We start from the raw sequence: 11611 nt of genomic DNA, 5'->3' as shown, positions 1-11611 counted from the left end.
GCTGTTCAAGGTCTCGATATGGGCTCGGCACGGAGTGAGGCGCCGTTGTCTTCAAGGTACTGCAGGAGCTTCATGGCTGTATCTTGCTCCGCCAAAGCACTTCTGAGGGCTCGGCATTCGTCTTGCAGTTCCGCCGTCAGAGACGTCTTCGAAGCGCGCTTCCTGTTCGGCTGTTTGCGCCACTCTTCGAGTTCATCGTCAAGTGTCTTGAACAAATTGAAGAGTTCGTCGTTCGTTCCGACCGTTGACGTTGGGATTTTGAGCATCTCACAGATAGTCTTACGTGACGCTTTTCCGAACTGGTTGACAGGGACTTGGCTAATTTTGGTCTGAGACTTCCATTTCCTCAAGCGGGCCGCGTTTTCAAGTTTTTTCTCGATGGATGATGCGTTGGCGCTCATTCTTTCTCTCCATCTTCGACGCGCGGGGTGTCCGAACCTATTCGTTTTCCGAGCGAGACCACATTGGGTCGCCGAGTCCGAGCCTCCCTGATTCGATTGTTCAATTTCTGGAGTTCTTCCTCATAGTGTTTTTTCTGTCGAACTTGTAGAGCTCGCGTTTCTTCGAGCTCCTCGTTTGCAATCCGCGCTTGTTCGCGGTATTTCAGAATTTCTCGTTCCAAGACGTCGATGAAAATCTGCTTCTGCGCGCCGTCTGATTGCGCGTCGGCGATGGCTTGCTTAGACCTCGTCTTGCCAAGCTGAGTCGAAGCGGTTTGTTCAATTGCATCAAACAACGAGCGTATCTCTTCTTTCAGCGTGTTGTTGTGAGGAGCGTCCAACGTGCCACGACTAAACGAGCGAAAGTTAAGGATGGCAGGGTGCTTTTCAAGTGTGTAGCGACATTGAGATTCGCGCGTCCATTGCGAAAGACCCTGCATGTCTTTGGGGAAGTAGTCTAGTTGCAACTCGTCGTTTTCATCGCAGACGCAACGCCCTTCATCGTTTCTAACCCACGGAATGCCGGTCTCAATCCACAATCTCAGGATGACGAGCTTCGCTTCGATGGCTTCACGGGCCTGCAGTGCAAGCGGTGACTTCGTGTCGTTGCGCTCGCTCATTTTGCGAACTCCTCTCTAATCGTGGTCCAACCGTCGGCGAAACGTTGGAACCGGACACGAGTGCCTTCGGCCATGACCTTCTCAGATTTAATCACGTCCTTGAGTATTTCGATAAGCGCTTGCGCCTGCTTGCGAAGCGCAGCTGGTAGGCGCTTGTCGTTAGCAGTTTTGAGGGCAGATTCCATTTCCTCTGCGAAAATTGAGAGTGATACTTCGGTCGAGATGGCGTGAACGCACCCACTGCACATGCTTGGGCAAGCCAGTTCGATTCTCGGACGCTCGCCGTCAAAACAGTTCGATTGCTCCTTGGTTTTACCGGCGTCTCCCGCCATGCAGATGGTGTTCCCTTCGACTAATCGATAGCCGCGCTGCTCAAGCTCGTCTGCAATCGACTCAGCCTTCTCGGAGAGGGGAGCGTCCTTGAAGTTTTCCGGCAGAGAGAACCTCTTCAGTAGCGCGTTTACCACTCGAGCGAACCCTCCTCCGAAGCGGCGTTGCCCGGCGAGCAGGTCGGTGAGGATTTCGATTAGATAAACCTTCCGTTCCTCTTTCAACATACTTGCGATGTTGCGGGCCTCCGACTCATATTCGGCATAGTGTGCCTTGATACTGTCCTCTGGAAGGCCATTCGCCTTGTCTCGATAGTACGCGAGCAGACTTTCTATCGAAAGGTCCTTCATGTATTGCTGCAACGCAAGTAGTTCTGGGGAGTCGAACCTGTGCACGTAGAGCGTCATAAATGTCCGTCTGAACGGCATCTGCTTACCGAAGAAAATCTGAGGGTCGATGCCTGCCAGCCGAAAGAAAATCGTCGACGCTTGGCGAGCGTCAAAAGTGGGGGGAGCCGAGTTGAACCCTATCTTGGTGAAGAGTGGAAACTGAAAGAGCTTTTCGGTTCGAGCGACTTCTACATCGGTTTTGACAGCTACTGGAGGGGTGAATAGCGGTCGAGCAATCTGAAAAATCTCCTCGAGAAAATCTACTGCGTCAGCAACTAGCTGGTTGCACCAAGAGGTGGCGTATGCCTTGATAGATTTTTGAATGTACGTCTCTATGCGATGAAATGGAATTGTGTCTGAGACTCTGACGCAGCACCCGTGATAGAGTCCGTAGGACTTTTTAGATTTGCCTGCCCCGTGGATTTCTCCAGGCCGACGACCAAGATTCGTCGCAATGTTGAAGAAAAGAGCGAACAGTGTGGTGTTGACAAGTGCAGAAGCAGAGTTGCCGCCGTAAGGGTCATCGCCGAATTTGCTCGCCTTGCTAACCCGAAGAGGAACGCCAGCCGAAGCGAGAATGCTGTTGGATTTATCGACGACCTCCGCCGTAAAGGGGCGCGCAACAGCCCGCTGCTCAGTGATTTTCGACTCCAGCGAATCTCTGAGCAGTCTGAGTACCTCTAAGATTGCATCCTTGTAATCATATTGCCAGCGCAACGCTTCCGTGAAGCCGGCAACGGCAACGTAAAGTGGCATATTGGGTGTCGCATGCTTACTAGATTGCTGCTCATCCTGTTGTGCACTTTCCTTCGCACATGCATCAATTTCATGTGCCAAAGCGTCCAGCGACGCATTTGGAGCGTCGCCCTGATGCATGGGGGTATCGATGTGCTGTTCAGAAGCGCTCTGAACGTCGTCTCCAGTTGCCCCCGTTGGGTGGTCGGAGGAACCCCTTAGAAGCGTCTTCGTTGGGCGCGCGCGGCGCTTTTCACCAGCGGCGACTTCACGCATCGGTCTAAGAAATGGATGGAATCGAATGCTGTCGAATTCGTCGCCCAACAACGCTAGTCTGTTGATAGTAACCAGCGTACGAAAATGCTCTGCCTTGGTAGGCCCGGCGCGGGTCGGCTTGTCGAAGGTTTCAAAAGCGGGTATTTGCTTGGTGACCGTGGCTGCTCGGAACCAACGCGGAATATCGTTACGGTTGATTGGCAGTCCTATCGTGAAAGAAAGGGCCTCGGGAGAAAACGTCCATGTTTCTTTACTACGCTGTGTAGCGATGGAAAAAAGACGGTCTGGATTTTGAAGGATGTTTGCCGCTTCGTTAAGGAGCGCCTGCTGATACTGTAACAATTTCCACCATCCTTGTTCGGAGACTTCGGCGGACAACAGTTGAACGTCTTCACGGCTGAGGTCAGCCAGTCGGGTGAAACCGCGCCGAAACATCCAGCAGTACGTGAGAGTTGTGAGCCTTATGGTGTCGGTGAAAGCTTGTGTGGGGCTGCCTTCATTGTCTTTGAGTGCGGAGTTGGCTGCATTCAGCATGGGTGGAAACAAGTGAGGAAAATCCTCTAACCTGTGGATACCCGTGTGAATGCCTACGCCGCCGGTTGCGTTCACTAGGAATGCGCGCGTATCAAATTCGCGGACCTTGGAGCCTCGAAACTTGATGCTCTCAGACAAGTCAATCCGTAGGATTTCGTCGTCGAAGTCACTGAGGAATCTCCAGCTTTTTTCTTCGGCCGGCAACGTGGTCAGCGAGGTTGTCGCGATGTGTCTAGCTTGATTTCGCATATCCTGCCTCGAAGCGCTTAAGTTCTTGAGAGAGGGGGCCGACGGAAACGAAATGATAAAGGGCGCAGCAGAAGACAATGCGCGGCAGGTGCCTCGCGACAAACCTCTCGTGTCCTGCCTGCACCAGGGCGGGCAAGTTCCTTGTATAGAGTTGATACTGCAATGCGATATGTGCCACTTCCGCCTTGCCGATTCGGAAAGGCATCTTCCCGAAGGAATCGACCCAGCGGTCTGCGATACAGTCGACTCCCTTGTCCTCGAGAGTGCTCGGTGGAAACAGGAGGAGATTATTTTTCTTCACTCTTGCCAGTTGTTTGACATCGAGTTTGTCCTTGCGTCCCGTCGCATAGAAAACACAATCGGATAGCAAAGTCACATACTTCAGCATGTTAGCCTCGCCGAGTAGGCGAATGATTGTGCTGTTCAAGTACACGGTAGTAACGTCTGCCGCGGCATGCCCTAAGAAGAGTTGCGTCTGGATAATATCTCTGCCAGACGCCAAATATCGAATGTGCGCGGCCCGATGTCTCAAGTCTGAAAACGAGAACTCTTCAAGCCCCGTCAATCGACAAAATACTTTCAAATATGTCGGTAGCTTGCCAACATCAAAAACGAAGGTCGAGGAATCGCGCGAGACGAATCGCATTGACACAAAAATCGATTTAGACTCTGGTTTGAAGTGCTTGTCGATGTTTCGTCGGTGCTGCATCAAAAGCTCAAGGGCATGCGTACAGAGGGGCGCGGTTACCCTCTTTGAGGGCAGTATAGAGAATCCATCTTCCGGTTTGTCCTCGTCTTCATCGTCTCCATCGTCAGAATCTGGCAAATTTATATCATCGGCTTCTGGTAAGTCCGTTAGTTCCGCCTTTTGATTCTGGCCGGTTTTATGTTTCACGCCTTGAATCGTGTAACCTGAGTCATCCTCAATAATATTTTCGAGACTGACGGTCTTCAAGGTGGCCCAATTCCAGCCAATATTATCTAAGAGAAGAATGACGCAAGCGGTTACCACTGTTCTCGGTAAGTAGTGCCTAGAGAGCAGCATCGGAAAGGTCTCGCGCGGAAGGCAGTTCGGCAACGACCAAAACTGGTTGAGCTTTTTAGGAAAAATCGCTGAGATTCGATTTCCTTTATGGGATTCCACCTTATCAATGATAGCTGTGTGAAGATGCAGTAAATCTTCTGGGGAAAGTTTCCTCCAGAAGCGTCTCCTTGGCAGACTCCCTCGCGCTACGGCATCTCGGATGCGACTGGAAATCGATTTGGGCAATTTTTTATTACTAAGCCCCTCGAGGTGTTTGACCAGTTCATCGTGCCGCGCGATTATCTTTTCGCATACAGTTGTTGTTTCTGAAGCCGATTTATGAAGAATCGCCTTTGCCTTCTCATCGCGCTCAGCTAGGTCTTTGAAGTCAATTGAACTTAATTCCTTTGCGAGGAAGTTCTCGTCGAAAATGTCGTTAACATAGACATTATGTTCGGGGGTTTGGGTTTTGTGGTCTGCTTTATGTCTGCTCGTAAGCTTAATGTTTTTTATCAGCTCTCCGTCTGCTAGTCGAGCCCGGCACTGCACGAGGAAGTGCTTGATATTAGCGCTGTAGGGTGAAAAAGATACGCCACCAAAGCCGTCTATAACATCGTCAAGATGGGAAATGAGCTTTGAAAGGTCACGCGGGAATAACTTGGCTAGAGCTGTGTTGAAAATATGGGGTCTTCGCGGAAAAGTGTGATGGTTTTTCACGATGAAAACGTCGGAGAGCCAATCTGGGCAAGGGTTTGCGCGTCTTGATGGCCTCGCGAAATCGGGCATGATTTTGCGATGGCTACTTCACGCAAACTCAAGCGTCTTTCCGACGCATACCGGTTCGACGGATTCCGTCCTTGCGAAGCGCTGCGCGGTGTCTTCGGCGATCGCATGGCACGCGTCATCACGCTGGTTCGGCGCTCAAAAAAACGGCCTGCAAGGGATGTGGTCGACGGTGCTCGATCCACGATCGCAGGGTGCGTCGCGTTCGAGATCTGCCGAACGGCGATATACGGATTTACCTGGAACTCGAGGCTCGTCGGGTCCGCTGTCGATGCGATGGCAGCGTGAAAGGCGAACGACTGAGCTTTCTGGCGGACAACCCTCACTACACGAAGCGCTTCGCGTGGTACGTCGGTCGTCGCTGTCGCGACAGCACGATCAAGGACGTGGCTGACGAACTGAAATTGCACTGGCATACGGTCAAGGACCTCGAGATGCAGTACATGCGGGCACAAGTGGAGCGGTTCGGCACGCCCGGGCCGAAGGTCATCGGCATCCACGAGATTTCGATTGGCAAGGGACAGACGTACCGCATTGTTGTGAGCGACCTGATACGGGGCCGTGCGATCTGGTTCGGTGGCAAAGATCGAAAGGAGGCCAGCATGCATCAGTTCTATGACTGGCTGGGCGAGAAAAAGGCCCGCGGCATCCGGCTTGTCGTGATGGACATGTGGCGGCCGTTTTACAACGTCGCGCAGGAACGCGTGCCGCATGCGGCCATCCTGTACGACAAATTCCACGTCATAAAGCAGCTCAACGAAGCCCTGGATGAAGTGCGCAAGAGCGAATACGCTCGCCTGCAAGGCGAGCAGCGGCGCTACATCAAAGGGCAGAAGTACGTTCTGCTCAGTCATCGCGAGAACCTGTCGCTGGAAGGCAGAGACTCCTTGAAGACGCTTCTCGCAGCGAACCGACGTCTGAATACCGCGTACCTGCTCAAGGAGTCGTTCGGGCAGTTGTGGGACTACGAGCGCGAAGGCTGGGCGCGTCGCTTCTTCGAGAACTGGAAATCCAGCCTGAAATGGCAGCGATTGAAGCCCTACGAGAAGTTTGCGGCGATGGTCGAGCGTCATTGGGACGGGATTGCTTCCTATTGCAAGCCAGAAAACAAGGTGCCGCTCGGCTTCGTTGAGGGCCTCAACAACAAGATTCGGGTCATCCACCGACGCGGATACGGATTGCGAGATGAGGAGTATCTGCGCCTGAAGATCCTCACTTGTATGCTGCCTCGAATCTGAAAAATGGCGATTTTTCATCACACTTTTCCGCGAAGACCCAAAATATGTTTGACGTCTGGGTCGTGCGCAGATGCTTTCAGTAGTCGGATGAGCTTATAACCTCGTTGGTCCGACATCGGACACTCCGAACTCGCGACCATCTCTTCAAGGAGTCCGCCTCGTCGATAGCCCGTGTCAACCAAATCTAATGTTTTGATTACTGGGGTTTCGACGTCGCCGCGGGTCCGGATGCACGACAGCTTGAGCGTGCCTTTGGACCATACATGTTTGGCTTGTTCGACGGCTTCCACGACGCTACCCTCCACCGGTTTGGGGCGTGGCGGGCATGAGAGGAGGCTGTACACGCGACGGACAGGTGCCTGTCGTGTGTTACCCGCTATAAGTAGCGTAGGAGATTGAAAATGCTTATAAAATAAGGGTTTACCGTTGGTCGGTCAGTCAGTCGGACGCCGGGCGCCACATAACTTCGGGTACTCGCCGTACGAGTGTCCCTTCAGATAGACGGGCGCCGCCGCTGCGAGCATGCCCGTGCGCGCGTCGGTCAGCGTGACGAATTGCGGCGCCCAACCGGTGTCGGGAACCGCGCATTGCGTCGCGTTGAGCGCGCTCAGAAACTCGTGCCGCAAAAACGGCGTGGGCTGCGCCTGCGCGGCGAGGAGGGCGTTCCACTCGGCGGCGTCCACCTCGGAGGGCGAGGCCAGAATGCCCGTGCGATAATCGATACGTTGCTGGTTCAATCTGAGTGACTGTATGCAATGACCGGCGCGGCGCTGTGAAACTGACGCTGCCACGTCGTTCGTTGAGTTCGTTTATCCGGTTTGTTCAATCCCGTCGAGCCATCGAGCCGCGGTACCGCGAGCCGTGAAGGCTTGCCTGTCGATCCTGCCATGAAGACCCGAATCGCTCTTGCTCAAATCAATGTCACCGTCGGCGACTTCGCCGGCAACGTCGCGAAGATCGTCGCCGCCGCGCGCGCCGCGCACAGCGATGGTGCGAAGCTGCTGGTCGCGCCTGAACTCGCGCTGTCGGGTTATCCGCCCGAAGACCTGCTGCTGCGCCCCGCGTTCTACACCGCGAGCGCGGCCGCGTTGGCCGATCTCGCCGCACAGTTGAAGCCGTTCACCGGTCTGCATGTGATCGTCGGCCATCCGCTGCGCGACGGGTCGGACAACCTCGCGCACCGCCCGGCGAACGGCCATGGTAATGCAAACGCGCCGATCGAGCGCGGCGTGCCGCCAGTCGATACGTTCAATGCGGCATCGCTGATCGTCGACGGCGAAGTGAAGGGCACCTATCGCAAGCAGGATCTGCCGAACACCGAAGTGTTCGACGAGAAACGCTACTTCGCCTCCGACCCGCAGCCGTTCGTGTTCGAACTCGACGGCGTCAAGTACGGTGTCGTGATCTGCGAGGACGCGTGGCATGCGTCGGCCGCGCAGATGGCAAAGGCCGCGGGCGCGCAGGTGCTGCTGATTCCGAACGGCTCGCCGTACCACCTGAACAAGGAAGCGGTGCGCTTCGACATCCTGCGCGCGCGCATTCGCGAGACCGGTATTCCGATGGTCTACGTGAACATGGTCGGCGGCCAGGACGAACTCGTGTTCGATGGCGGTTCGTTCGTGCTCGACGCGCGGGGCGAACTCGTCGCGAAGCTCGCGCAGTTCGAGGAAGCCACGGCTGTCGTGGAGTTCGACGCTGGCACGCCGCTGCCGGCCGCGATCGCGCCGGAGCAGTCGATCGAAGCGCAGGTCTACGCGGCGCTCGTGATGGGCGTGCGCGACTACATCGGCAAGAACGGTTTTCCTGGTGCTTTGATCGGTCTGTCGGGCGGCGTCGATTCGGCGCTCGTGCTGGCCGTTGCATGCGATGCGCTCGGCGCCGACAAGGTACGCGCGGTGATGATGCCGTCGCGCTACACGGCCGATATCTCGACCAGCGACGCCGCCGAGATGGCGCGCCGCGTCGGCGTGCGCTACGACGAGATCGCGATCGCGCCGATGTTCGACGCGTTCCGCGGCTCGCTCGCCGAGGAGTTCGCGGGCCGCGCCGAAGATGCGACCGAAGAGAACATTCAGGCGCGCATTCGCGGCACGCTGCTGATGGCGCTGTCGAACAAGTTCGGCTCGATCGTGCTGACCACCGGCAACAAGAGCGAGATGGCGGTCGGCTATTGCACGCTGTACGGCGACATGGCCGGCGGCTTCGCGGTGATCAAGGACATCGCGAAGACGCTCGTGTACCGGCTGTGCCGCTATCGGAACGCGGCCACCACGTTTGCGACGCGCGACGTGATTCCCGAGCGGATTCTGACGCGCGCGCCGTCCGCTGAGCTGCGCGAGAACCAGACCGACCAGGACAGCCTGCCCGAATACGAAGTACTCGACGCGATCATGCGCATGTATATGGAGGAGGACCGTTCGCTCGCGGAGATCATCGCGGTGGGTTATCAGGTCGACGACGTGAAGCGCGTCACGCGCCTGATCAAGATCAACGAGTACAAGCGCCGTCAGGCGCCGATCGGCATTCGCGTCACGCATCGCGCGTTCGGCCGCGACTGGCGTTATCCGATCACGTCGCGCTACACCGAACCGGTGGAGTGAAAGACGACACCCGCGCGCGGATGCCGCAATGCATCCGGCGCGGCGTAGAATAAAAATCATCCTTTTCCTTTCCACTCTTCCCATCAAGAGACGAGGTTCGCCATGAAGCGCATCACCGCAGTCATCAAACCGTTCAAACTCGACGAAGTGCGCGAGGCCCTCGCGGAAGTCGGCCTCACCGGCCTGACCGTTACCGAGGTCAAGGGGTTCGGCCGCCAGAAAGGGCATACCGAGCTCTATCGTGGTGCGGAATACGTGGTCGACTTTCTGCCGAAAGTGAAGATCGAAGTCGTGGTCGCGGACAGCCAGTGCGATCAGGTCATCGACGCGATCATCGGCGCGGCGCGTACCGGCAAGATCGGCGACGGCAAGATCTTCGTCGCGGACGTCGAGCGCGTCATCCGTATCCGTACCGGCGAAGAGAACGAAGCAGCGGTATAAGCCGACGCAATCACGCACCGGCCCGGTGCGCGCAACGGCAAAAACCGTGCGCCGAATAAAAAACGGTGCAATACCCTTGCGGATATCGCACCGATACGCGCCTCTCGCAGCAGCGTGAAAAAGATTCTCTCGAAGAAACCTGTATTGCACCCCGAGGGATGACCCTCGGGGCGTACCGTTCGATCAGAACGAGTGCTGGATACCTGCGTACACGCCGCTTTGCTGGCGGCCTTGCAGCGGGTTGTCCGTTGCAGCGGCGAAGCCCGCATTGTTCGCGTTCAGACCGAAGTTAGCATTGCGGCTGTTGCGCACCGTCGCTGCCTGCAGGTCGAGCAGCGTGCGCTTCGACAGGTTGTACGAACCGCCGATCGTGTAGATCGTCGCATTGCCCGCGCCGTTGTTGCCGTTCACGTGGTAGACCGCCGCGATCAGTGCTGCAGCCGGCGTTGCCTGCCACGTCACACCGCCCCATTCGTGATCGAGCGTGGTCGGCTGACCGGGCAGAACCCCCGTTGCGCCTGCCGAACGGACTGCCTGGTAAGCAGCCTGAATCTTGAACTGGCCGAGGAACACGTTCAGCAGAGCGGAGTACTCGCGCGATGCAGCGAATACGCCGTTGGCCGTGTTAGCCGTATTGATACCGTTGTTGGCGACCGGGCCACCCCACAACCCACCGGTCGTCGGGTTGCGGATTTCGTCGTACAGACCGCGGACCTGAAAGAGCGAGGTCGTGTAGGTGACCTGCGCGCCAGCTTCGCGACCTTGCGGCGTCGTGCCGTTACCGTTCCAGCTCGTCGCGTTCGACAGCGCGTACTGACCGTAGAAGTCAAAGCCTGCGATCTTCGGCGACTGGTACGCGAAGTTGTTGCTCGACTGCGGCCAGTTGCGGCCACGCACCAGCGATGCCGACGACCAGTCCGACTGACCGAACGGGTCGAAGTCCCACACGCCGTTCGAGATGAAGAGCATGCGGCCCATCGTGAACGTACCGTACTGGTTGTTCGAAATACCGACCGTTGCCCAGCGATTGAAGAGACCGCCGCCGCCGGGACCTGCGCCCGTCATCGTGTTGAACGAGCCTTCCAACTGGAACAGGATCTTGTTGCCGGCGCCGATGTCCTCGACACCCTTCATGCCCCACAGGCTGGTGCCCCAGTCGCCGCTTTCCGCCTTGAAGCGGTTCGAGCTGGTGTTGGCCGCGCCGTTGGCGTTAGCGCCGGTCGGGACGCCCGACATGTACTCGAGACCAGCATCCAAACGGCCATACAGCGTGACGCTACTCTGAGCGTGTGCAACAACGCCGGCCGACATCAGCGCAGCGACGAGCAAAGCTTTCTTCATCTTCTCCTCCATACCCTGTCAAAAAAGAAACCCAGTACTGCGAGTGGTGTTCGGACGCGATAAGCACCGAACAGAAAGCGGTACCAGGGAGAGTGGCGGGTGGATAGGGATTCTCCTGTCATGACATGTAGCGTCGAGCTATCTTTGCGTCATGCCGATCCCACGCCGACCGGTTCTCCTCTGTGTTTTGAAGTGAAACTACTTTTAATCAACTTTGTTTTGCTACTTTGGTTACCAATTTATCAAAAATAACTTTAACTGGAAGAAGAAATTAGTACCGTCCACAAGGGGTGTCGCCAAATTGCAATACGAATGTGGGCCGGCGCCCGAAGCAGTTTCTCGGGAAAAGGCGCAAAGCCTTGTCCGGCAAGGGAATCGCGGCCTGGAAGCGGTCGGATTAAGGATTGCCACTATTGACGAGTCAAAAGTGGCAGTGTAGAGCGAAAACTCGGCCTGAACGGCCCGTTTTGTGGGATTTTCGGCGCTTTTTCGTCGTTCGAATGGCCGGGCGGAAGGGCAGGGTAGAAACGAAAAAGGCGCTCGTAAGCGCCTTGTAAAACTACATGGACTACATTTTCCATGCTATTCGCATCATAAGTCGCGGGTAATTT

10 protein-coding genes and 1 pseudogene are annotated in these 11611 nt (G+C 56.1%); 4 read left to right on the top strand and 7 right to left on the bottom strand.

Annotated elements, in window-relative coordinates; genetic code table 11:
• Nucleotides 1-5: 5 nt before the first annotated feature.
• From OKW35_RS04350 to OKW35_RS04335, 4 genes are read right to left on the bottom strand one after another with little or no spacing between them, the layout of a single operon-like run.
• On the bottom strand, nucleotides 6-401 hold the full coding sequence (locus tag OKW35_RS04350; RefSeq protein ID WP_429551309.1) for a hypothetical protein: 396 nt from the start codon (nucleotides 399-401) through the stop codon (nucleotides 6-8).
• Nucleotides 398-1060, bottom strand: a complete 663-nt coding sequence (locus OKW35_RS04345; protein WP_429551308.1) for a hypothetical protein — start codon at nucleotides 1058-1060, stop codon at nucleotides 398-400. The genes OKW35_RS04350 and OKW35_RS04345 overlap by 4 nt, the downstream gene beginning before the upstream one ends.
• Nucleotides 1057-3573 (bottom strand): hypothetical protein, encoded by a 2517-nt coding sequence (locus OKW35_RS04340; protein WP_429551307.1) that lies wholly within the window; start codon nucleotides 3571-3573, stop codon nucleotides 1057-1059. Before OKW35_RS04340 ends, OKW35_RS04345 begins: the two co-directional genes overlap by 4 nt.
• The gene (locus tag OKW35_RS04335) at nucleotides 3557-5314 is read right to left on the bottom strand and encodes a hypothetical protein (protein ID WP_429551306.1); all 1758 of its coding nucleotides are present in this window, start codon (nucleotides 5312-5314) and stop codon (nucleotides 3557-3559) included. The genes OKW35_RS04340 and OKW35_RS04335 overlap by 17 nt, the downstream gene beginning before the upstream one ends.
• 78 nt (nucleotides 5315-5392) lie before the next feature.
• Between OKW35_RS04335 and OKW35_RS04330 the strand changes: the two genes are divergently transcribed.
• Together OKW35_RS04330 and OKW35_RS04325 are read left to right on the top strand one after the other, a co-directional pair.
• On the top strand, nucleotides 5393-5668 hold the full coding sequence (locus OKW35_RS04330) for a hypothetical protein (RefSeq protein ID WP_429551237.1): 276 nt from the start codon (nucleotides 5393-5395) through the stop codon (nucleotides 5666-5668).
• The gene (locus OKW35_RS04325; RefSeq protein ID WP_429551135.1) at nucleotides 5575-6618 is read left to right on the top strand and encodes an ISL3 family transposase; all 1044 of its coding nucleotides are present in this window, start codon (nucleotides 5575-5577) and stop codon (nucleotides 6616-6618) included. The genes OKW35_RS04330 and OKW35_RS04325 overlap by 94 nt, the downstream gene beginning before the upstream one ends.
• Before the next feature lie 17 nt (nucleotides 6619-6635).
• On the opposite strand, the gene OKW35_RS04320 is transcribed toward OKW35_RS04325, so the two are convergent.
• A complete protein-coding gene (locus tag OKW35_RS04320) occupies nucleotides 6636-6908 on the bottom strand; it encodes a hypothetical protein (RefSeq protein WP_429551305.1) in 273 nt (90 codons plus the stop codon).
• A 180-nt stretch (nucleotides 6909-7088) separates the two neighbouring features.
• Nucleotides 7089-7355 (bottom strand): annotated as a pseudogene (locus OKW35_RS04315) (peptidogalycan biosysnthesis protein); the annotation flags it as partial.
• Nucleotides 7356-7505: 150 nt separating this feature from the next.
• On the opposite strand from OKW35_RS04315, the gene OKW35_RS04310 reads away from it, so the two are divergent.
• Nucleotides 7506-9218 carry an NAD+ synthase gene (locus tag OKW35_RS04310; protein ID WP_429551304.1) on the top strand — a complete coding sequence of 571 codons (1713 nt, stop codon included), beginning with the start codon at nucleotides 7506-7508 and terminating at the stop codon, nucleotides 9216-9218.
• A 102-nt stretch (nucleotides 9219-9320) separates the two neighbouring features.
• Nucleotides 9321-9659, top strand: a complete 339-nt coding sequence (gene glnK / locus OKW35_RS04305) for a P-II family nitrogen regulator (RefSeq protein ID WP_013088783.1) — start codon at nucleotides 9321-9323, stop codon at nucleotides 9657-9659.
• Between the two features lie 183 nt (nucleotides 9660-9842).
• On the opposite strand, the gene OKW35_RS04300 is transcribed toward glnK, so the two are convergent.
• Nucleotides 9843-11000 carry a porin gene (locus tag OKW35_RS04300; protein WP_429509799.1) on the bottom strand — a complete coding sequence of 386 codons (1158 nt, stop codon included), beginning with the start codon at nucleotides 10998-11000 and terminating at the stop codon, nucleotides 9843-9845.
• Nucleotides 11001-11611: the final 611 nt, after the last annotated feature.

This window comes from Paraburkholderia sp. MM5477-R1 (assembly GCF_050436385.1).
Classification (GTDB): Bacteria; Pseudomonadota; Gammaproteobacteria; order Burkholderiales; family Burkholderiaceae; genus Paraburkholderia; species Paraburkholderia tuberum.
Note: the sequence above shows the minus strand (reverse complement) of the source record. Positions and strands in the feature narration are given on the sequence as shown.

Coding starts and splice junctions, on each gene's coding strand:
- glnK (WP_013088783.1), top strand. CDS start 9,321: ATGAAGCGCATCACCGCAGTCATCAAACCGTTCAAACTCGACGAAGTG.
- OKW35_RS04345 (WP_429551308.1), bottom strand. CDS start 1,060: ATGAGCGAGCGCAACGACACGAAGTCACCGCTTGCACTGCAGGCCCGT.
- OKW35_RS04340 (WP_429551307.1), bottom strand. CDS start 3,573: ATGCGAAATCAAGCTAGACACATCGCGACAACCTCGCTGACCACGTTG.
- OKW35_RS04350 (WP_429551309.1), bottom strand. CDS start 401: ATGAGCGCCAACGCATCATCCATCGAGAAAAAACTTGAAAACGCGGCC.
- OKW35_RS04300 (WP_429509799.1), bottom strand. CDS start 11,000: ATGAAGAAAGCTTTGCTCGTCGCTGCGCTGATGTCGGCCGGCGTTGTT.
- OKW35_RS04310 (WP_429551304.1), top strand. CDS start 7,506: ATGAAGACCCGAATCGCTCTTGCTCAAATCAATGTCACCGTCGGCGAC.
- OKW35_RS04330 (WP_429551237.1), top strand. CDS start 5,393: ATGGCTACTTCACGCAAACTCAAGCGTCTTTCCGACGCATACCGGTTC.